The sequence below is a fragment of the Enterobacter sp. MGH 37 genome, assembly GCF_000534515.1.
Lineage (GTDB): Bacteria > Pseudomonadota > Gammaproteobacteria > Enterobacterales > Enterobacteriaceae > Enterobacter > Enterobacter kobei.
Window position 1 is genome coordinate 449,290 of record NZ_KI973205.1, and the last position, 20,479, is coordinate 469,768.

Sequence of the window (20,479 nt, forward strand, 5' to 3'; positions counted from 1 at the left end):
GATGCTGGAACTGAATTTCACCCAGACGCTGGGGAACCACACGCTGACGCTTAACGAGACGCTGCCTGCAAGCGGCATCACCGCCATTTTTGGCGTCTCCGGTGCGGGAAAAACCTCTCTGATTAATGCGATTAGCGGCCTGACACGCCCGCAGTCAGGGCGAATTGTTCTGAATGACCGCGTTCTGAATGACGTGGAGAACAAAATATACCTCTCGCCGGATAAACGTCGCATCGGCTATGTTTTCCAGGACGCGCGCTTGTTCCCGCACTACAGCGTGCGCGGCAACCTGCGCTACGGTATGGCCAAAAGTATGGCCGGGCAGTTTGATAAGCTGGTGACGCTGTTAGGTATTGAGCCTCTGCTCGACAGGCTGCCTTCCTCGCTTTCCGGTGGAGAAAAACAGCGTGTGGCGATTGGCCGTGCCTTGCTGACCGCACCCGAGCTGCTGTTGCTCGACGAACCGCTGGCTTCGCTGGATATTCCGCGTAAACGTGAACTGCTGCCCTACCTGCAGCGCCTGACCCGCGAGATTAACATTCCCATGCTCTACGTCAGCCACTCGCTGGATGAGATCCTCCATCTGGCCGACAAAGTGCTGGTACTGGAAGAGGGCAGCGTAAAGGCCTTTGGCAACCTGGAAGAGGTATGGGGAAGCAGCGTGATGCATCCCTGGCTTCCAAAGGAGCAGCAGAGCAGTATCCTGAAAGTGAGCGTGCTGGAACACCACCCGCATTATGCGATGACCGCGCTGGCGCTGGGCGACCAGCATCTGTGGGTGAGCAAGGTCGACAAGCCGTTACAGTCCGCGCTGCGTATTCGCATTCAGGCATCGGACGTCTCGCTGGTGCTGCAACCGCCGCTGCAAACCAGCATTCGTAATATTCTGCGCGCCAAAGTGGCGGAGTGTTTTGATGATAACGGTCAGGTGGAAGTGAAGCTTGAGGTGGGAAGCAGGACGCTCTGGGCGCGCATCAGCCCGTGGGCCAGGGACGAGTTAGGTATCAAGCCCGGCCTGTGGCTTTACGCGCAAATCAAGAGCGTCTCGATCACTGCCTGATTACAGCAGGTGGGTATAAATATACTGCGCGATGCTATCGGTGGTGTTATCGCCAATCACCACGTTAGCGCGCGCTTTCACCGCGTCATCGGCGTTGCCCATCGCCACGCCGGTACCGGCAGCCTCCAGCATACTGATGTCGTTATAGTTATCGCCAAAGGCAATCACGTTACGCATCGACCCTCCCTGAGATTCTACGTACTGCGTCAGGCGCTTGCCCTTGCTGTTGCCTTTACGGGCAATATCTACCTGATCGTGCCAGGACCATTCACATTCCAGACCCAGGGTCTGTTCAACCTGTTTCGCGAAGGTATTCAGCTTGGTGGTGTCTTCATCCGTCAGGGCGAATTTCCAGATAGCGTCAACATCCTGAGCGGCCTGGCGCAGGGAGGACACCTGGGTAAAGACCGGACGCTGCGCTTCCGGCAGCGAAAGTGCCCAGTTACTGGTGCGCACCACATGGCCGGTAGGGCGCTCGTACAGCATCGCGTTGTCCACATACATCAGGCCATGAATGGCATGCTCATCCAGCAGATCAATCAGTTGCAGCGCCTGAGGAACCGGTAGCGGGTCGGAGGCTAAAACCTTTTTTGCCTGATAATCATACAAATAAGTGCCATTACAACAAATTGCAGGTGTATCTAACGCCAGTGCCTGATAAAAAGGATGAATGGCAACGTGATGTCGACCCGTTACGATAAGGAGTTGATACCCGGCTTCCTGGGCTCGTTTAAGCGCTTCAAGGGAGGAGGGGAGCAGGGTTTTCTGAGGGGTCAGTAATGTTCCGTCTAAATCCAGGGCAATCACACGCGAGGTCATTTGTTCTTCCGGGTTAATGTTGAATTTTAGGTCTCAGGCGATGTTACACCGAGAGTAAATCGCTGCAAAATTCCTGGCTAAAATTCAGCATTCACCGTTAAAAATAATCACTTTCACGCGCAGTGAGGAAAGGAGTATTCATGAAACAAACCGTTTATACCGCCAGTCCTGAAAGTCAGCAGATCCACGTCTGGCGTTTGAATGCAGAAGGTTCGCTCACGCTGGTTCAGGTTGTTGATGTTCCGGGGCAAGTACAGCCAATGGTCGTCAGCCCGGATAAACGTTTTCTCTATGTTGGCGTACGTCCTGAGTTCCGGGTGCTGGCCTACCGCATCACGCCGGACGACGGTGCGCTGACCTACACTGCCGAAGCGCCGCTGCCGGGCAGCCCGACCCACATCTCGACCGATCGTAAAGGGCGTTTCATCTTTAGCGGCTCTTACAATGCGGGCTGCGTCAGCGTGACCCGCCTTGACGACGGCATTCCGGTCGACACAGTCGACGTGGTGGAAGGACTGGAAGGGTGTCACTCGGCGAATATCTCTCCGGACAACCGCACGCTGTGGGTGCCTGCACTGAAGCAGGATCGCATCTGCCTGTTTACCCTGAGCGACGATGGTCACCTGGTGGCGCAAAACCCGGCTGAAGTGACTACCGTTGAGGGCGCAGGCCCACGCCATATGGTCTTCCACCCGAACCAGCAGTATGCCTATGTGGTAAACGAACTGAACAGTTCGGTAGACGTGTGGGAGCTGAAAGATCCAAACGGTCAGATCGAATGCGTGCAGACGCTGGATATGATGCCGTCTGACTTCTCTGACACCCGCTGGGCGGCGGATATCCACATTACGCCTGACGGCCGTCATCTGTATGCCTGCGACCGTACCTCCAGCCTGATTACCGTCTTCAGCGTCTCCGAAGATGGCAGCGTGCTGGCCATTGAAGGTTTCCAGCCAACGGAAACTCAGCCGCGCGGCTTTAATATCGATCACAGCGGTAAATACCTGATTGCGGCAGGGCAGAAATCCCACCATATCGCGCTGTATGAAATCAAAGGCGTACAGGGTCTGCTGGAAGAAAAAGGACGCTACGCCGTAGGCCAGGGTCCGATGTGGGTCCTGGTCAACGCTCACTAATTGGCCTGAAACAAAAAACCTCGCGAATGCGAGGTTTTTTTATGCCCGGTGGTAGCCGGGTAGAGCACATCAAAACGTAACCAACCTGATTATCATAATGTTGACTTAAGACGATGTAAAATCATCACCAATGAAGAAAAGACGTTCTCAAGCGGTGGTGCGCAAAAATAATTAATATAATCAATGTCATATTTGGTTTTTCTTTATGGATTCCTAAACTCTTCATAACTGTTTTTATATACAGTAATGGTTTGATATCATTCTGTTCGTTGGTTTGATGTGCTGCAGTTCCGCAATTCAGGATCCTTTTTAAGTCCTGGCTGTCGGGTGGTGCCGACAGTGCCTAAACTGCGGAGCACATCAAAACATAGCCAACACACCTCTGGTGACAGGCAGCGGAAAGGTAAGGCAGAGGAGAAGTGCTCTATACCAAAGGAGTGGCGTATGAGCGGTGTGGAATGGGCAATTCTTTTCCTGCAACTCATGGTTGCGATTATGCAACTATTGGATGCGTATCTTAAGTTTGGTGCCTGACGCATTCAGTCGCAGTAAAAAGGGGGATTAAAATCCCCCTTTTACTCTCATCTTACTGCTTCGGCTCTGCAACCACCTTGCTACCCAGACCGCGGTTGTTGTATTCCCACATGCGGTTGAAGTTTGCGTCGTTCAGATTGCGCTGCACGTTCCCTTTATCATCCACCGCACCGGTATTGCCGGAGAACGGACGCTTGGAGATCGCGGCATCAGCCCACGGCTTCGCCATGTTAAAGCCTTCGTTGATCACGCTGTCGCGGATCACGACCTGACCGTTAGTGGCAGAGTCCACATCCAGGGAGCGACCCAGCTGTGCCACGCCGTCGCCGGCAGCGTTAAAGCGGCTGTTAACGGCCAGGAAGCCGTAGAACAGGTTAGACTGTGTTGCTGGCGCAAACACGTAACCTTCCTGCTGAGTGCGCGAGTTCACCACGCGGAAATCGGTGTTTTCAAATACCACCGCACCACGACCGGACACCAGATCCACGTCACCTTCAATGTAGCTGTTGGTTACCAGCGTACGGGTCAGGCGGTTGTTCTGCAGCGTGTTCTTAACATCGCTGTTGGTCACGAAGAAGGTATTCTGACGGCCCAGAATGTTGACGTTGTTAATCTGCACCTTATCGCCATCACTACGCAGCGCGACGGCCTGGTGAGTACCGGCATCGACGCTGTCGCCGAGGGTATTTTGAATGGTCAGGTTTTGCAGCTGCAGACCATTATTTTGGGACCAGAATACCGCCGAGCACATCAGGCCAACGGTAGCGGAACGCTTGCTCTGGCAGTTATCAAACATGTACCACGCCGGTTTACCTGGCATATATTTACCGGCCGGGTTCACCAGGCGACGCCAGGTGGTGCTGTCGATTTCGGAATCAATCGCCAGGCCAATTTTCACGTCGATTGCTTTTTCGCCCAGACCGTAAAGGGTGATGCTGCCTGGTGCGGCCGGAACATACACGGTGCCTTCGTATTCGCCCGGCAGGATCGCGATGTACTGGCGAGATGCGCTGTGTTTGGTAATGGCCGCGTCAACCGCTGCCTGAATGGACGTGTGCGTTACGCCCTGGGCGCCAGCCGGGCCAACCACGAAGTCAGGCTGTTTCGGCAGGTTAATAGAAGACGGTGTCCACGGCGCAGCGTTAGGATCCATCGCTGAGAAGTAGTGGGCACGGTCGAAGTTCTTCGCTTCATCAGCGGACAAAATCGGGCGGGACGCGGTGCCCGGTGCTACCTGCTCAGAAGGCAGCTGATCCGGTGGTGTTGAACTGCATGCGGATAAGGTCACGCCAAAGGCGAGCGCTAACGCCAGACGGGAAATCCTGGAAATGTTCAAGGTGGAGCTCCTGGGTATGCAAGTCTTAAACGGGATAGACGAAATAGCCTGCTTTTTTATACTAAGTTGAGCGAAACGGGAAGATAAAAAGGGTAAAAGTTGCATTTTTTACCCCCGGGAGGCGGGAAAGTCATCACAAATAAATAACATTTTCTACCAGAACGGTTGACAGCAGACGGCGGATGAAAATAAATGTCTATACAACCTATGACAAGTGGAATGCCCATGCAGCTTCATCCTGACGATGTAATATGGCGAAATGCGCGACTGGCAACGATGGTTCCCGATGCCTCCGCACCCTATGGTCTGAAAGCGCAACATGCCCTGGTCGTGCGCGGTCAAACCATCCTGGCCGTGATGCCTGAATCTGACATTCCTTCCGGTCACCGTCACTGCGTCGATCTCCAGGGGCGTCTGGTGACGCCGGGGCTGATTGATTGCCATACCCATCTGGTGTTTGGCGGCGACCGCGCGGCAGAGTGGGAGCAGCGCCTGAACGGTGTCTCTTATCAAACCATCAGCGCGCAGGGCGGCGGGATTAACGCCACCGTGACGGCGACACGCAACAGTTCGCCGGAAACCCTGTTGAAGCTGGCGCAGCAGCGGCTAGAGCGTCTCATGAATGAAGGCGTGACGACCATAGAAATTAAATCGGGATACGGACTTAACGCGGATGCCGAAGAGAAAATGTTGCTGGTTGCTCGCCAGCTTAGTCTGAGTAATCTGGTCGAGATTAGCCCGACGCTTCTGGCGGCACATGCCGTCCCTGCGGAATACCGACAGGATCCGGATGCGTATCTCACGCTGGTCTGCGAGCAGATCATGCCCACGCTGTGGCAAAAAGCGTTATTTGAAGCGGTAGATGTGTTTTGTGAAAACGTCGGCTTTACCCCGTCGCAAACCGAGCGCCTTTTCCAGGCCGCCACCGCGCTGGGTATTCCGGTGAAAGGGCATGTTGAGCAGCTGTCTAATCAGGGCGGTGCGGCGCTGGTCAGCCAGTATAAAGGGCTGTCAGCGGATCATATCGAATATCTCGACGACGCAGGCATTCAGGCGATGGCGCAAAGCGGTACGGTGGCGGTATTGCTTCCCGGCGCGTTCTATTTCCTTCAGGAACGCCAGCGTCCGCCGGTTGAACAGCTCAGAAAACAGGGAGTGCCGATGGCGGTGGCCACCGACTATAACCCCGGCACCAGCCCGTTTGCGAGCCTGCACCTGGCGATGAATATGGCCTGCGTCCAGTTTGGCCTGACCCCTGAAGAGGCCTGGGCTGGCGTCACGCGACACGCCGCGCAGGCGCTGGGTCGCGGCGCAACCCACGGGCAATTGCAGGCGGGGTATGTGGCCGATTTTATCGTCTGGGATGCTGACCATCCGGTTGAGATGGTCTATGAACCGGGTCGCAATCCGTTGTATCAGCGTATTTTCCGTGGGGAGGCAGTATGAGGTTATGGCGGCCCGTAGCCGAAACGGTCTGGCAGGGGCGTGACGACAGCGCCGAGGCCAGCAATGCAAAGCGTATTTTTCAGACGATACAGCAGCAGGCGCAGTTTACGCCGCTTTCCTCTGGCATCGCGCTGATCGGGTTTGAATGCGATGCAGGGGTTAAACGCAATCAGGGCAGGTCTGGCGCCGTACAGGCCCCTGATATCCTGCGCAACGCGCTGGCGAATATGGCCAGCCATCAGGGACACGAACGGCTGGCGGATATGGGGTCCGTATATGTCGAAGGTGATGAACTTGAAGCGGCACAGCGGGTTTTAAGCGATGCGGTGACGGCCTGCCAGCAGTCCGGGATGCGCACGCTGATCTTTGGCGGCGGGCACGAGACCGCCTGGGCGCATGGTCGGGGCATTCTCGATGCCTTCCCGAACGAGCGCGTGGCAGTGATTAATCTTGATGCCCATCTCGATCTGCGCAAGGCCGAGCGTGCAACATCCGGTACCCCGTTTCGTCAACTGGCCCATTACTGCGAGGACCACAGTCGGGCGTTTCGCTACGCCTGCTTTGGCGTCAGCCGGGCAGCCAACACGCAGGCACTCTGGGATGAAGCGGAACGCCTGAACGTCACGCTGGTGGAAGACTGGCATTTCAGACGCGATGCGTTATCTGCGCTGGAAAAGGTGCTGGCGCAGGCCGATCGGGTCTACCTGACTATTGACCTCGACGTTCTGCCGGCGAGCGAAATGCCTGCCGTATCCGCCCCTGCGGCGTTAGGGGTACCGGCGCTGGATCTTCTGCCGGTTATCGAACAAATCTGTCGCAGCGGTAAGCTGCAGGCCGCCGATCTGGTAGAGTTTAACCCGCAGTACGACAGGGACGGACAGGGCGCGAAGCTTGCCGCTCGTCTGGCCTGGCAAATTGCTCACTGGTGGGCATAACCCTATTTAAGGAGTCATGATGTTTTCACGCTCGCCCCTGGCGCAGTCGAGCCCTCCTGCGCCTTTCTACGAAAAGGTGAAGCAGGCTATCAGCGAAAAAATTGCTACCGGTGTCTGGCGCCCTCACGATCGTATTCCGTCCGAGGCCGAACTGGTGGCGCAATTTGGATTTAGCCGGATGACCATCAACCGGGCGCTGCGCGAACTGACCGATGAAGGTCTTCTGGTGCGCCTGCAGGGGGTCGGCACCTTCGTGGCGGAGCCCAAAGGTCAGTCGGCGCTGTTTGAAATCCGCAGTATTGCCGATGAGATACACTCGCGAAATCATCAGCACCGCTGCGAGGTGCTGGTGCTCGAAGAGACCGAGGCGAGCGCCGAGCAGGCCGCCGAGCTGAATGTTAAAGAAGGGAGCCGCATCTTCCACTCCGTGATGGTGCATTTTGAGAACGACATTCCGGTACAGATTGAAGATCGCTGCGTTAACGCAGAGCGGATACCGGAGTATCTGAGCCAGGATTACACCCAAACCACGCCGCATGCGTACCTCTCGCTGGTCGCACCGCTGACGGAAGGGGAACACATTGTGGAGGCTGTGCGCGCCACGCCGCAGGAATGTGAACGGTTGCGCATTAAAGAGCACGATCCGTGCCTGCTGATCCGCCGTCGAACCTGGTCATCATCGCAGATTGTCTCCCATGCCAGGCTGCTTTTCCCGGGTAACCGTTACCGGCTGCAGGGCCACTTTATGTCATAAGTTTTATAAGCGTGATCGCTAACGCAATATAACAAAATTGTATCTTTTTTGTTAAATCTGACCTTGTGTGTGCTTGTCTATACAAGTATATCTAAATGCATCATCTGTCCTTTATGAGGAGCACACAATGTCGTCAGGTAAATACCGCCAGCAGGATGTCCGCGCCGCGCGCGGCACCACGCTTACTGCCAAAAGCTGGCTCACCGAAGCCCCGCTGCGCATGTTGATGAATAACCTCGACCCTGAGGTGGCGGAGAACCCCCACGAGCTGGTGGTCTACGGCGGTATAGGCCGCGCCGCGCGTAACTGGGAATGCTATGACGCAATTGTAAAATCCCTGACTCATCTCGAACACGACGAAACCCTGCTGGTACAGTCCGGCAAGCCGGTCGGCGTATTCAAAACCCATAAAAACGCGCCACGCGTGCTGATCGCCAACTCTAACCTGGTGCCGCACTGGGCGACGTGGGAACACTTCAACGAGCTGGATGCCAAAGGGCTGGCGATGTATGGTCAGATGACCGCCGGGAGCTGGATCTACATTGGCAGCCAGGGGATTGTGCAAGGCACTTACGAAACCTTCGTGGAAGCCGGCCGCCAGCACTATAACGGCTCGCTGAAAGGCCGCTGGGTATTGACTGCCGGTCTCGGCGGTATGGGCGGCGCGCAGCCACTTGCCGCCACGCTTGCTGGCGCCTGCTCGCTTAACATTGAGTGCCAGCAGAGCCGCATTGATTTCCGTCTGCGTACCCGCTACGTCGACGAGCAGGCTGATAACCTCGACGATGCGCTGGCGCGCATCAAAAAATACACCTCGGAAGGCAAAGCGGTGTCGATCGCCCTGTGCGGCAACGCGGCAGAGATTCTGCCTGAACTTGTCGCCCGCGGCGTTCGCCCGGATCTCGTCACCGACCAGACCAGCGCCCATGACCCGCTGCACGGTTACCTGCCAAACGGCTGGACGTGGGAAGAATATCAGCAAAAAGCGGAAACCGACCCGGAAGGCACGGTTCTCGCCGCGAAACGTTCGATGGCTGAACACGTCTCCGCGATGCTGGCCTTCAGCAAGATGGGCATTCCGACCTTCGATTACGGCAATAACATCCGCCAGATGGCGAAAGAGATGGGCGTGACGAACGCCTTCGACTTCCCGGGCTTCGTGCCTGCCTATATTCGCCCGCTGTTCTGTCGCGGCATTGGGCCGTTCCGCTGGGTTGCCCTGTCCGGTGACCCGGAGGATATCTACAAAACCGATGCCAAAGTGAAAGAGATCGTCGCGGATGACGAACATCTCCACCACTGGCTGGACATGGCGCGCGAGCGCATTAACTTCCAGGGCCTGCCGGCGCGTATCTGCTGGGTCGGTCTGGAGTGGCGGCAAAAACTGGGTCTGGCCTTCAATGAAATGGTGCGCAGCGGCGAAGTCTCCGCACCGATTGTCATTGGTCGCGACCACCTTGATTCCGGCTCCGTTGCCAGCCCTAACCGTGAAACGGAAGCCATGCGCGACGGCTCGGATGCCGTTTCAGACTGGCCGCTGCTGAATGCCCTGCTCAATACCGCCAGCGGCGCGACCTGGGTCTCGCTGCACCACGGCGGTGGCGTGGGAATGGGCTTCTCCCAGCACTCGGGGATGGTTATCGTTTGTGACGGTACCGATGAAGCCGCCGCGCGTATCGCTCGCGTGCTGCACAACGACCCGGCCACCGGCGTGATGCGTCACGCGGACGCGGGTTACGAGATTGCTATTGACTGTGCCAAAGAGCAGGGGCTAAACCTGCCGATGATCCCTGCCACACAAGGAAATCATGAATGAACGTTTTAACACTTACGCCCGGTTCCCTGACGCTTAAACAGCTGCGAAACGTCTGGCGTCAGCCGGTTACGCTCTCGCTTGATGAAAGTGCCCACGCCGCCATTAACGACAGCGTTGCCTGCGTGGAGGCCATTGTTGCCGAAGGGCGCACGGCTTACGGGATCAACACCGGCTTTGGTCTGCTGGCACAAACGCGCATTGCAACGCACGATCTGGAAAACTTACAGCGTTCACTGGTGCTGTCTCACGCGGCGGGGGTCGGCCAGCCGCTGGATGACGAGATTGTCCGTCTGATGATGGTGCTTAAAATCAACAGCCTGGCGCGCGGTTTCTCCGGCATTCGCCTGAGCGTGATCCAGGCGCTGATGGCGCTGGTTAATGCCGACGTCTATCCGTGGATCCCGGCGAAAGGTTCCGTCGGCGCCTCCGGCGATCTTGCGCCGCTGGCGCATATGTCGCTGCTTCTGTTGGGGGAAGGGCAGGCACGCTGGCAGGGCGAATGGCTTCCTGCCAAAGAGGCGCTGAAAAAAGCCGGTTTAGCCCCGATCACCCTGGCGGCGAAGGAGGGGCTGGCGCTGCTGAACGGCACGCAGGCGTCGACCGCCTTCGCGCTGCGCGGCCTGTTTGAAGCGGAGGATCTGTTTGCCTCGGCGGTGGTGTGCGGCGCGCTCACTACTGAAGCCGTGCTGGGTTCGCGTCGCCCGTTCGACGCTCGTATCCACGAGGTGCGCGGCCAGCGCGGCCAGATTGATGCCGCCGCCATGTATCGCCACGTGCTCACCGACACCAGCGAAATTGCGGATTCACACCACAACTGTGAAAAAGTGCAGGATCCGTACTCTCTGCGCTGCCAGCCGCAGGTGATGGGCGCGTGCCTGACGCAGCTGCGCCAGGCCGCAGAGGTACTGCTGATAGAGGCCAACGCGGTATCCGATAACCCGCTGGTCTTCGCCCAGGAAAACGAGGTGGTCTCCGGCGGTAACTTCCACGCCGAGCCGGTGGCGATGGCGGCGGATAATATCGCCCTGGCCATTGCCGAAATTGGCGCGTTGTCAGAACGCCGTATCGCGCTGATGATGGATAAACATATGTCGCAGCTGCCACCGTTCCTGGTGCGTAACGGCGGGGTCAACTCGGGCTATATGATTGCCCAGGTGACGGCTGCCGCGCTGGCGAGTGAAAACAAAGCGCTGTCGCACCCGCACAGCGTCGACAGCCTGCCAACCTCGGCGAACCAGGAGGACCACGTCTCGATGGCCCCGGCTGCCGGACGTCGTCTCTGGGAGATGGCCGCCAACACCCGCGGCGTGCTGGCGGTGGAATGGCTGGCGGCAAGTCAGGGTATTGATTTGCGTGAAGGGCTGAAATCCAGCCCGCTGCTGGAGCAGGCGCGTCAGGCGCTGCGTGAGCACGTATCGCATTACGATGACGACCGCTTCTTTGCGCCGGACATTGATAAAGCGATACAGCTTCTGGAAGAGGGACGGCTGGTAGGGCTGCTACCTTCCGTGCTGTGATTCGTACCCGGTGGCGCTGCGCTTACCGGGCCTACGAGTGCAAAATGTAGGCCGGGTAAGGCGTAGCCGCCACCCGGCTTTTTTTACGAATACATCGCCGTAATCGACGCGCTACCAAGCGAATGGAAATGCACGTTAAAGCCTACCATCGCGCCACTCGCGCCTTCATCGACCTCAATCTTGTCCACATCCAGCGCATGCACCGTGAAGATATAGCGGTGGGTTTTCCCTTTTGGTGGCGCCGCGCCGCCGTAGCCCGCTTCACCAAAGTCAGTGCGCGTCTGAATAGCGCCTTCCGGCAGGGCGACCAGGCCGGAGCCGGAACCCTGCGGCAGCACGCGCGTGTCGGCAGGCAGGTTTGCTACGATCCAGTGCCACCATCCGGAGCCGGTTGGCGCATCCGGGTCGTAACAGGTCACGACAAAGCTTTTCGTGCCAGCCGGAACCTCATCCCACGCCAGGTGCGGGGAGATATTATCGCCCTGATACCCCATGCCGTTGAAAACGTGGCGTTCCGGCAGCTTTTCGCCGTCGCGCAGATCTTTGCTGATGATTTTCATACGGTTTACCCTCGTTAATCACTCGTTCTCGAAGTGTAACGCATAGGGCTAAATCGTGAAATGCGCGGGTATGTTGACCGCGTCGACTACCGCAGCGGTGAGCTTACGCAGCTGCTCAGCAGTGATGATATACGGCGGCATCAGGTAGATCAGCTTGCCGAAAGGCCGCACCCAGACGCCCTGCTCAACGAAGAAGCGCTGCAGCGCCGCCATATTCACCGGATGCGTGGTTTCAATTACCCCGATGGCGCCCAGCACGCGCACGTCCGCCACAAAATGGGCACCCGAGGCGGCGCTCAGCTCGTCTTTCAGCTGCGCTTCAATCGCCGCGACCTGCGTCTGCCACTCGCCGCTCTCCAGTATGGCGAGGCTTTCACTTGCGACGGCGCAGGCCAGAGGGTTGCCCATAAACGTCGGACCGTGCATAAAGCAGCCCGCGTCGCCGTCGCTGATGGTGTCGGCAACATGACGGGTCGTGAGGGTGGCCGAGAGTGTCATGGTGCCGCCAGTCAGCGCTTTGCCCAGGCATAAAATATCCGGGGCGATACCCGCATGCTCGCAGGCAAACAGCTTCCCGGTGCGGCCAAAGCCGGTGGCGATTTCATCGGCAATCAGCAGAATGCCCTCGCGGTCGCACATCTTGCGAATACGCTTCAGCCATTCCGGATGATACATCCTCATTCCGCCTGCGCCCTGCACAATCGGCTCCAGGATCACGGCGGCGATATCATGACGATGTGCCGCCATGAGTCGCGCGAAGCCAACCATATCCATCTCGTTCCACTCGCCGTCGAAGCGGCTTTGCGGGGCAGGCGCGAACAGGTTTTCCGGCAGATAACCTTTCCACAGGCTGTGCATGGAGTTATCCGGGTCGCAGACCGACATCGCCCCGAAGGTATCACCATGATAGCCGTTGCGGAACGTGAGGAAGCGCTGGCGCGTTTCGCCTCTGGCGTGCCAGTACTGCAGCGCCATTTTCATCGCCACTTCCACCGCCACGGAGCCGGAATCGGCCAGGAAGACACACTCCAGCGATTCAGGGGTCATTGCCACCAGGCGACGGCACAAATCCACCGCAGGTTGATGGGTGATCCCGCCAAACATGACGTGCGACATCTGGTCAATCTGGGCCTTCATCGCCGTGTTCAGGCGCGGGTGGTTATACCCGTGAATGGCCGCCCACCAGGAGGACATCCCGTCGACGAGCTGTTCACCGCTGGCAAGGTGCAGCTCGCAGCCGCGGGCCGAGGCCACCGGATAGACGGGAAGAGGGCGGATGGTGGAGGTGTAAGGGTGCCAGATATGCTGCTTGTCGAAGGCGAGATCGTCCTGGGTCATAATCGACTTGTAAACCATTTTGAAAAGTTTTAGGTTTACGAGTATAAACCGAACCGAAAATTAACAAAACCCTTTGGAGAAGCCCGATGGCTCACCACGCACGCTGGACGATGTCGCAAGTTACTGAATTATTCAATAAACCTTTCCTTGAGCTGATGTTTGAAGCCCAACAGGTGCATCGTCAGCACTTCGATCCGCGCCATGTTCAGGTCAGCACGCTGCTGTCGATCAAGACCGGCGCCTGTCCTGAAGACTGCAAATATTGCCCACAGAGCGCACGCTATAAAACCGGTCTTGAATCCGAACGCCTGATGGAAGTAGAGCAGGTGCTCGATTCCGCGCGTAAGGCGAAAAACGCCGGCTCGACACGCTTCTGCATGGGGGCGGCGTGGAAGAACCCGCACGATCGCGATATGCCGTATCTGGAGCAGATGGTGAAAGGGGTGAAGGAGATGGGCCTCGAAGCCTGTATGACGCTCGGAACGCTGAACGAAGAACAGGCGCAGCGCCTCTCGGCGGCAGGACTGGATTACTACAACCATAACCTCGATACCTCGCCGGAGTTTTACGGCAACATCATCACCACGCGCACCTATCAGGAGCGTCTGGATACGCTGGACAAAGTGCGTGACGCGGGGATCAAAGTCTGTTCCGGCGGTATTGTGGGCTTAGGTGAAACGGTGAAAGATCGTGCGGGTCTGCTGCTGCAGCTGGCGAACCTGCCAACGCCGCCGGAAAGTGTCCCGATTAACATGCTGGTGAAGGTCAAAGGCACGCCGCTGGCGGATAACGAGGACGTGGACGCGTTTGATTTTATTCGCACTATCGCGGTGGCGCGCATCATGATGCCGACCTCTTATGTACGCCTTTCTGCGGGCCGTGAGCAGATGAACGAGCAGACCCAGGCAATGTGCTTTATGGCCGGGGCCAACTCCATCTTCTACGGCTGCAAGCTGCTGACCACGCCGAACCCGGAGGAAGACAAAGATGTTCAGCTGTTCCGCAAGCTGGGGCTGAACCCGCATCAGACCGAGGTGCTGACGGGGGATAACGAGCAACAGCAGCAGCTGGAGCAGCAGATTTTCAATGCCGACACCGACCAGTTCTACAACGCGGCAGCAGTATGACCTGGCAGGCACGTATCCAGTCGGCGCTCGACGAGCGTCGAGCGACTGATGCGTTTCGCGTACGCAAGGTGGTCGAAAACGGCGCAGGCCGTTTTCTGACCCGCGACAGTCGGCGTTACCGTAACTTCTCCAGTAACGATTATCTCGGTCTTAGCCAGCATCCGGCTATCGTTCGCGCCTGGCAGCAGGGGGCAGAGCGGTTTGGCGTGGGCAGCGGTGGATCGGGGCACGTTAGCGGCTACACCCCGGCACATCAGGCGCTGGAGGAGGGGCTTGCCGACTGGCTGGGCTACCCGCGCGCGCTGTTGTTTATTTCGGGTTTTGCCGCCAATCAGGCGGTGATTACCGCCCTGATGGGGAAGGACGACCGCATTGTCGCCGACCGCTTAAGCCATGCCTCGCTGCTGGAAGCGGCAAGTTTGAGTCCGGCTCAGCTGCGCCGCTTTGCCCATAACGATGCGGGGCAACTCGCTGCGCTGCTGGATAAACCGTGCGAGGGGCAACAGCTGGTGGTCACGGAAGGGGTATTCAGCATGGACGGCGACAGCGCACCGCTTGCCGTACTGCACGAGGCCGCCAGACAGCAACATGCCTGGCTGCTGGTCGACGATGCCCACGGTATCGGCGTGACGGGTGATGAAGGGCGGGGAAGTGTTCACCAGCAAGGCGTCAGGCCGGAGCTGCTGATAGTCACTTTCGGCAAAGGTTTTGGCGTGAGTGGCGCCGCCGTACTGTGCAGCGAGTCCGTTGCAGACTATCTGCTGCAGTTTGCCCGGCACCTGATCTACAGCACCAGCATGCCACCGGCGCAGGCCGTGGCGTTGTCTGCGTCCCTGGCCGTCATTCGTAGCGCAGAAGGGGAGGAACGTCGCCAGCGGCTGGCAGAGCATATCTGCCGCTTCCGTCAGGGACTGGCGGCGCTTCCTTTCCGCAGTACTGATTCGCAAAGTGCCATCCAGCCGGTGATCGTAGGGGAAAACGCGCAGGCGCTCTCCCTGGCACAAACGCTGCGCGATCGGGAGATGTGGGTCACGGCTATTCGTCCACCCACCGTACCGCCGGGCACGGCGCGTCTGCGGCTCACGCTGACGGCGGCGCACGAGACCGAGGATATTGCTGCACTTCTGGAGGCGCTGCATGTTGCCAGTCAATAAGCAGGCCATTGCGGCGGCGTTCGGCCGGGCCGCGCGCAGCTATTCACAGCACGATGAACTGCAGCGCCAGAGCGCACAGGGGCTGATGACGTTGCTCGGCGAGAGGCGCTTTACCCAGGTACTTGACGCCGGGTGCGGCCCCGGCGGGAATAGCCGACTCTGGCGCGAGGAGGGAAGTCACGTGACGGCCATCGACCTGTCTCCCGCTATGCTGGATGAGGCGCGCCAGCAGCAGGCTGCGCATCGTTATCTGGTGGCGGACATCGAGGCGATTCCGCTGGCGGACGCGCAATTCGATCTGGTCTGGAGCCATCTGGCGGTGCAGTGGTGCAGCAGCCTGCCGCAGGCGTTGAGCGAGCTTTATCGCGTCGCCTGCCCGGGCGGCAAGGTGGCGTTTACCACGCTACTGGAAAGCTCGTTACCGGAGCTCAATCAGGCATGGCAGGCGGTGGATGAACAGCCGCACGCCAACCGCTTTTTGTCATATGAGCAGGTTATGCAGGCCCTGGCAGGCTGGCGCTATCGCAGTACGGTGCAGACCATCACTCTCGATTTTACCGATGCTTTAAGCGCGATGCGCTCGCTGAAGGGCATTGGCGCCACGCATCTGCATGCCGGGCGCGAGAAAAAACCGCTGACCCGGGGCCAGCTGCAGCGCCTTGAGCTGGCCTGGCCGCAGCAGCGGGGCCAGTTCCCGCTCTCTTATCAACTTTTTCATGGGATTATTGAACGTGACTGAACGTTATTTTGTCACCGGGACGGATACGGAAGTGGGCAAGACGGTTGCCAGCGCTGCCCTTTTGCAGGCGGCGCGAAAGCTTTGGAAAAACACCGCCGGGTATAAGCCTGTGGCTTCCGGCAGCGAGATGACGGCGGAGGGGTTACGTAACACCGACGCGCTGGCGCTTCAGCGTAACAGCACGCTCAAACTCGCCTATTCAGCGGTGAACCCGTATACCTTTGCCGAGCCGACTTCGCCGCACATTATCAGCGCCGATGAAGGCCGTCCGATTGATTTTACCGTGCTCTCTGCCGGGTTACGAACCCTGGAAAGCCAGGCCGACTGGGTGCTGGTGGAAGGTGCAGGCGGGTGGTTTACGCCGCTCTCTCAGGACCAGACGTTTGCTGACTGGGTGCAGGCCGAGCAACTCCCGGTCATACTCGTTGTCGGCGTCAAGCTCGGGTGTATTAACCACGCCATGTTGACGGCGCAGGCCGTTCAGCAGGCAGGGCTGCGTCTCGCGGGCTGGATAGCCAACGACGTGGTCACGCCGGGCAAGCGACACCATGAGTATCTGACGACCCTCAAACGGGTGCTCCCCGCGCCATTCCTGGGGGAGATCCCCTGGCTTGCGGACGATGCCGAACAGGCCGAAACCGGTCAGTATCTTGACCTCAGCGTCTTGCTTCCAGCGACATCCAGTGGGCAATAAGCTCATCGTTGAGTTCGTTAACGTGGCCCTGTGCCACGTTACGTCCGCGGTAGAGCATGCAAAACCGATCCGCAACCCGGCGGATAAACGACAGCTGCTGTTCTGCCAGCAGCACCGTCATCCCAAGCTCCCGGTTTAGCCGTACCAGCAGTTGTGCAAGCTTATGGGCAAAGCCCTGGCCGGCACCGTGCATAGGTTCATCCAGAATCAACATACGCGGGCGATTGACCAGCGCATTTGCCAGAGCAAGCTGATACTGCGCCTCTGGCGAAAGGGCGTTGCCTCGCGTCTGACGCAGCGCGTAAAGTTCGGGAAAGAGCTCGTACACTTCACTTTTCGCTGCCGGGTCGGATTTATCCATCGCCCGCATGGCAATGTGCAAATTTTCCTCAATCGTCAGCTGAGAAAAAATCCGCCTGTCCTGCGGGACATAGCCAATCCCCGGTCCGGAACGTTGTTCGGCCGTCTGGCTGAGTAAATCACGCGGCGGCGCACCCGCTTCATGCCAGATGATGGTGCCGCTATCCACGGGCACTTTCCCGGCAATGCAATTCATTAGGGTGGTTTTTCCCATCCCTGGCAGGCCAACAACGCCGGTACACATCCCTTGCGGAAAATCTAAATCCACGTTCCATAGCGTATGTTGGCTTCCGTAAAACTGATTCACTGCACGCAGACTCAACATCTTTCTCTCCTTAAAAATGTGTCGGTGACGCTCGGTTTTTGATTGTGCAAAACCCCTGCCAGAAACCGTGAAGTGATTAAAAAAGCGGCTTTTTTAAGAATGTTCCACCACTAAGTGGGGTAAGGAAACCCGGAATTGCACATCGACGGTGCTGGCGGTGTTGAGTCGTGGTGCAGGGGAAAATGGCGGAAATGTGAGCAAGATCCCATCAGGTGGTTATGAATGACGCAACTGTTTATCGACAAAAAATAGCGATAAAAATTTTTTGTTGCCGTCTCGTGGGAAAATCCGGGAATTTGCCGAGCGGCACTCTGCACGGGCTGGAAGCAGTTATCCACTATTCCTGTGGATAACCATGTGCATTAGAGTTAGAAAACACGCGATAAGCGAGAGAAGACGCGGCTTTCGCCCAAATTGACGCGAAACGCGGCTTTAGAAAATATCGTTTAAAATTTAATTGCTTAGATAAAAGCAATTACCGTAATGAAAGTGTCACGCGCGGCCATAAAACTCTCATTACCTGGCTTGACAAATGTTAAAAAAGAAAAAGTTCTGGGGATAACCCACGTTGACTGGTTTTTTATCTCGTCAGAGTCGAAATTTTATCCATTAACGCGCTAATCCTTAAGCCGCTATGCTAAATATCCTGACATGCTACTGGTTTTTCATCCAGTGTTTTTTACTGGCATTCCTGGCAACAACGAGTAAAATTACTCACCTGCCGCTTATAACGTCATCAGGTCGTCGCCCATGAGTAAACCGTTCAAACTGAATTCTGCTTTCCGTCCATCTGGCGATCAGCCTGAGGCGATCCGTCGTCTGGAAGAGGGGCTGGAAGATGGGCTTGCGCACCAGACGCTGCTGGGGGTAACCGGTTCCGGTAAAACGTTCACCATCGCCAACGTGATCGCGGATCTGCAGCGCCCTACGATGGTGCTTGCCCCCAACAAAACCCTCGCGGCACAGCTTTACGGCGAGATGAAAGAGTTCTTCCCGGAGAACGCCGTTGAGTATTTCGTCTCCTACTACGATTACTACCAGCCGGAAGCCTATGTGCCGAGCTCTGACACCTTCATCGAGAAAGATGCCTCAGTGAACGAACACATCGAGCAGATGCGACTGTCGGCGACCAAGGCGCTGCTGGAGCGTCGCGATGTGGTTGTGGTGGCGTCGGTTTCGGCGATTTACGGCCTGGGCGACCCGGACCTCTATCTGAAGATGATGCTCCACCTGACGCAGGGGATGATCATCGATCAGCGTGCGATTTTGCGCCGTCTGGCGGAGTTGCAGTACACCCGTAACGACCAGGCATTTCAGCGTGGAACGTTCCGCGTGCGCGGGGAGGTGATCGACATCTTCCCGGCGGAATCGGACGATATGGCGCTGCGCGTTGAGTTGTTTGATGAAGAGGTTGAACGTTTATCGTTGTTTGACCCGCTAACCGGTCACGTTGAGTCGGTGATCCAGCGTTTTACCATCTACCCTAAAACGCACTACGTGACGCCGCGCGAGCGTATCGTGCAGGCGATGGAAGAGATCAAAGTGGAGCTTGCTGAACGCCGTAAGGTGCTTCTGGCGAACAATAAGCTGCTGGAAGAGCAGCGCCTGAGCCAGCGAACCCAGTTCGATCTGGAGATGATGAACGAGCTCGGCTACTGCTCCGGTATTGAAAACTACTCCCGTTTCCTCTCAGGTCGTGGGCCGGGTGAGCCGCCGCCGACGCTGTTTGACTACCTCCCGGCCGACGGCTTGCTGGTGATAGACGAATCCCACGTCACCATTCCGCAGATAGGCGGGATGTACCGCGGTGACCGCGCGCGTAAAGAGACGCTGGTGGAGTACGGGTTCCGTCTGCCGTCGGCACTGGATAACCGTCCGATGAAGTTTGAAGAGTTTGAGGCGCTGGCGCCGCAGACTATCTACGTGTCGGCCACGCCGGGCAACTACGAGCTGGAGAAATCGGGCGATGAGGTGATTGATCAGGTGGTTCGTCCGACCGGGCTGCTGGATCCGATTATCGAAGTGCGTCCGGTGGCGACCCAGGTGGACGATCTGCTCTCTGAGATCCGCAAGCGTGCCGCCATCAACGAGCGTGTGCTGGTGACCACGCTCACCAAGCGTATGGCGGAAGACCTGACGGAGTATCTGGAAGAGCACGGCGAGAAGGTGCGTTATCTGCACTCGGATATCGATACCGTGGAGCGTATGGAGATCATCCGCGATCTGCGTCTGGGTGAGTTTGACGTGCTGGTAGGGATCAACCTGTTGCGAGAGGGGCTGGATATGCCGGAAGTCTCGCTGGTGGCGATTCTGGACGCGGATAAAGAGGGCTTCCTGCGTTCCGAGCGCTCGCTGATCCAGACCATTGGCCGCGCCGCGCGTAATGTCAATGGCAAAGCGATTCTCTACGGCGATAAAATTACCCCGTCGATGGCGAAAGCGATTGGCGAAACGGAACGCCGCCGTGAGAAACAGCAGCGCTATAACGAAGAGCACGGCATTACTCCGCAGGGGCTGAACAAGAAAGTGGTGGATATTCTGGCGCTCGGTCAGAACATTGCGAAGACCAAAGCGAAAGGCCGCGGCAAGGCCCGTTCCGTGGTGGAAGAAGATACCGTCGTACTGACGCCGAAAGCGCTGCAGCAGAAGATCCATGAGCTGGAGGCGCAGATGATGCAGCACGCCCAGAACCTAGAGTTCGAAGAGGCGGCGCAGATCCGCGATCAGCTTCATCAGCTGCGGGATTTGTTTATCGCGGCATCGTGAGTCGGTGATGTGTTTTCTCCCTCTCCCTGTGGGAGAGGGCCGGGGTGAGGGCAACAGGCCGCA

General features: G+C 57.7%; 18 protein-coding genes. 13 read left to right on the forward strand and 5 right to left on the reverse strand.

Annotated elements, in window-relative coordinates; all coding sequences use genetic code 11:
• Position 1: 1 nt before the first annotated feature.
• Positions 2–1,060, forward strand: coding sequence for a molybdenum ABC transporter ATP-binding protein ModC (gene modC / locus L383_RS21505; RefSeq protein ID WP_014883062.1), 1,059 nt, complete (start codon positions 2–4; stop codon positions 1,058–1,060).
• Here modC and L383_RS21500 read toward each other — a convergent pair whose 3' ends face one another.
• Positions 1,061–1,879 carry a pyridoxal phosphatase gene (locus L383_RS21500; protein WP_023332438.1) on the reverse strand — a complete coding sequence of 273 codons (819 nt, stop codon included), beginning with the start codon at positions 1,877–1,879 and terminating at the stop codon, positions 1,061–1,063. It lies immediately after the preceding gene.
• A gap of 140 nt (positions 1,880–2,019) precedes the next feature.
• Between L383_RS21500 and pgl the strand changes: the two genes are divergently transcribed.
• Together pgl and tisB are read left to right on the forward strand one after the other, a co-directional pair.
• Complete coding sequence (pgl, locus tag L383_RS21495) at positions 2,020–3,015, forward strand: 6-phosphogluconolactonase (RefSeq protein ID WP_023332439.1); 996 nt, start codon at positions 2,020–2,022, stop codon at positions 3,013–3,015.
• Positions 3,016–3,459: 444 nt separating this feature from the next.
• Positions 3,460–3,549 (forward strand): type I toxin-antitoxin system toxin TisB, encoded by a 90-nt coding sequence (gene tisB / locus L383_RS24675; RefSeq protein WP_023332440.1) that lies wholly within the window; start codon positions 3,460–3,462, stop codon positions 3,547–3,549.
• A gap of 52 nt (positions 3,550–3,601) precedes the next feature.
• On the opposite strand, the gene L383_RS21490 is transcribed toward tisB, so the two are convergent.
• Positions 3,602–4,885 (reverse strand): putative acyl-CoA thioester hydrolase, encoded by a 1,284-nt coding sequence (locus tag L383_RS21490; protein ID WP_014883065.1) that lies wholly within the window; start codon positions 4,883–4,885, stop codon positions 3,602–3,604.
• A 225-nt stretch (positions 4,886–5,110) separates the two neighbouring features.
• Between L383_RS21490 and hutI the strand changes: the two genes are divergently transcribed.
• The 5 genes from hutI to hutH all read left to right on the forward strand — a co-directional run bounded on the left by hutI (position 5,111) and on the right by hutH (position 11,353).
• Positions 5,111–6,331, forward strand: coding sequence for an imidazolonepropionase (gene hutI, locus L383_RS21485; RefSeq protein WP_023332441.1), 1,221 nt, complete (start codon positions 5,111–5,113; stop codon positions 6,329–6,331).
• Positions 6,328–7,266: a formimidoylglutamase gene (gene hutG / locus L383_RS21480; RefSeq protein WP_023332442.1), complete on the forward strand. Its 939-nt coding sequence runs from the start codon at positions 6,328–6,330 to the stop codon at positions 7,264–7,266. The genes hutI and hutG overlap by 4 nt, the downstream gene beginning before the upstream one ends.
• A gap of 19 nt (positions 7,267–7,285) precedes the next feature.
• A complete protein-coding gene (locus L383_RS21475) occupies positions 7,286–8,020 on the forward strand; it encodes a histidine utilization repressor (protein WP_014883068.1) in 735 nt (244 codons plus the stop codon).
• Positions 8,021–8,147: 127 nt separating this feature from the next.
• On the forward strand, positions 8,148–9,836 hold the full coding sequence (gene hutU / locus L383_RS21470; RefSeq protein WP_014883069.1) for a urocanate hydratase: 1,689 nt from the start codon (positions 8,148–8,150) through the stop codon (positions 9,834–9,836).
• On the forward strand, positions 9,833–11,353 hold the full coding sequence (gene hutH / locus L383_RS21465; protein ID WP_023332443.1) for a histidine ammonia-lyase: 1,521 nt from the start codon (positions 9,833–9,835) through the stop codon (positions 11,351–11,353). The genes hutU and hutH overlap by 4 nt, the downstream gene beginning before the upstream one ends.
• An 83-nt stretch (positions 11,354–11,436) precedes the next feature.
• On the opposite strand, the gene L383_RS21460 is transcribed toward hutH, so the two are convergent.
• Both L383_RS21460 and bioA read right to left on the reverse strand, forming a co-directional pair.
• A complete protein-coding gene (locus L383_RS21460; protein ID WP_023332444.1) occupies positions 11,437–11,913 on the reverse strand; it encodes a kinase inhibitor in 477 nt (158 codons plus the stop codon).
• Between the two features lie 48 nt (positions 11,914–11,961).
• A complete protein-coding gene (bioA, locus tag L383_RS21455) occupies positions 11,962–13,269 on the reverse strand; it encodes an adenosylmethionine--8-amino-7-oxononanoate transaminase (RefSeq protein ID WP_023332445.1) in 1,308 nt (435 codons plus the stop codon).
• 68 nt (positions 13,270–13,337) lie between these two features.
• On the opposite strand from bioA, the gene bioB reads away from it, so the two are divergent.
• Genes bioB through bioD form a run of 4 tightly spaced genes read left to right on the forward strand, consistent with a single transcriptional unit; the run spans position 13,338 to position 16,965 of the window.
• Positions 13,338–14,378, forward strand: coding sequence for a biotin synthase BioB (gene bioB / locus L383_RS21450; RefSeq protein WP_008501133.1), 1,041 nt, complete (start codon positions 13,338–13,340; stop codon positions 14,376–14,378).
• Positions 14,375–15,532 carry an 8-amino-7-oxononanoate synthase gene (bioF, locus tag L383_RS21445; protein ID WP_023332446.1) on the forward strand — a complete coding sequence of 386 codons (1,158 nt, stop codon included), beginning with the start codon at positions 14,375–14,377 and terminating at the stop codon, positions 15,530–15,532. Before bioB ends, bioF begins: the two co-directional genes overlap by 4 nt.
• Positions 15,516–16,271, forward strand: a complete 756-nt coding sequence (bioC, locus tag L383_RS21440; protein WP_023332447.1) for a malonyl-ACP O-methyltransferase BioC — start codon at positions 15,516–15,518, stop codon at positions 16,269–16,271. The genes bioF and bioC overlap by 17 nt, the downstream gene beginning before the upstream one ends.
• Positions 16,264–16,965, forward strand: coding sequence for a dethiobiotin synthase (gene bioD / locus L383_RS21435; RefSeq protein WP_032628780.1), 702 nt, complete (start codon positions 16,264–16,266; stop codon positions 16,963–16,965). Before bioC ends, bioD begins: the two co-directional genes overlap by 8 nt.
• Here bioD and L383_RS21430 read toward each other — a convergent pair.
• On the reverse strand, positions 16,928–17,650 hold the full coding sequence (locus L383_RS21430; protein WP_023332449.1) for an ABC transporter ATP-binding protein: 723 nt from the start codon (positions 17,648–17,650) through the stop codon (positions 16,928–16,930). The two genes, bioD and L383_RS21430, sit on opposite strands and share 38 nt — an antisense overlap.
• A 750-nt stretch (positions 17,651–18,400) precedes the next feature.
• Here L383_RS21430 and uvrB point away from each other — a divergent pair.
• Entirely contained in the window at positions 18,401–20,416 is a 2,016-nt protein-coding gene (uvrB, locus tag L383_RS21425; protein ID WP_014883077.1) for an excinuclease ABC subunit UvrB, read from the forward strand.
• The last annotated feature ends 63 nt before the right edge of the window (positions 20,417–20,479 follow it).

Excerpts from the sequence above, each read along its gene's own strand:
- hutH (WP_023332443.1), top strand. The coding sequence starts at position 9,833 with ATGAACGTTTTAACACTTACGCCCGGTTCCCTGACGCTTAAACAGCTG.
- uvrB (WP_014883077.1), top strand. The coding sequence starts at position 18,401 with ATGAGTAAACCGTTCAAACTGAATTCTGCTTTCCGTCCATCTGGCGAT.
- L383_RS21475 (WP_014883068.1), top strand. The coding sequence starts at position 7,286 with ATGTTTTCACGCTCGCCCCTGGCGCAGTCGAGCCCTCCTGCGCCTTTC.
- tisB (WP_023332440.1), top strand. The coding sequence starts at position 3,460 with ATGAGCGGTGTGGAATGGGCAATTCTTTTCCTGCAACTCATGGTTGCG.
- modC (WP_014883062.1), top strand. The coding sequence starts at position 2 with ATGCTGGAACTGAATTTCACCCAGACGCTGGGGAACCACACGCTGACG.
- bioB (WP_008501133.1), top strand. The coding sequence starts at position 13,338 with ATGGCTCACCACGCACGCTGGACGATGTCGCAAGTTACTGAATTATTC.
- hutG (WP_023332442.1), top strand. The coding sequence starts at position 6,328 with ATGAGGTTATGGCGGCCCGTAGCCGAAACGGTCTGGCAGGGGCGTGAC.
- bioF (WP_023332446.1), top strand. The coding sequence starts at position 14,375 with ATGACCTGGCAGGCACGTATCCAGTCGGCGCTCGACGAGCGTCGAGCG.
- bioC (WP_023332447.1), top strand. The coding sequence starts at position 15,516 with ATGTTGCCAGTCAATAAGCAGGCCATTGCGGCGGCGTTCGGCCGGGCC.
- hutU (WP_014883069.1), top strand. The coding sequence starts at position 8,148 with ATGTCGTCAGGTAAATACCGCCAGCAGGATGTCCGCGCCGCGCGCGGC.
- L383_RS21500 (WP_023332438.1), bottom strand. The coding sequence starts at position 1,879 with ATGACCTCGCGTGTGATTGCCCTGGATTTAGACGGAACATTACTGACC.
- pgl (WP_023332439.1), top strand. The coding sequence starts at position 2,020 with ATGAAACAAACCGTTTATACCGCCAGTCCTGAAAGTCAGCAGATCCAC.
- L383_RS21430 (WP_023332449.1), bottom strand. The coding sequence starts at position 17,650 with ATGTTGAGTCTGCGTGCAGTGAATCAGTTTTACGGAAGCCAACATACG.
- bioA (WP_023332445.1), bottom strand. The coding sequence starts at position 13,269 with ATGGTTTACAAGTCGATTATGACCCAGGACGATCTCGCCTTCGACAAG.
- L383_RS21460 (WP_023332444.1), bottom strand. The coding sequence starts at position 11,913 with ATGAAAATCATCAGCAAAGATCTGCGCGACGGCGAAAAGCTGCCGGAA.
- hutI (WP_023332441.1), top strand. The coding sequence starts at position 5,111 with ATGCAGCTTCATCCTGACGATGTAATATGGCGAAATGCGCGACTGGCA.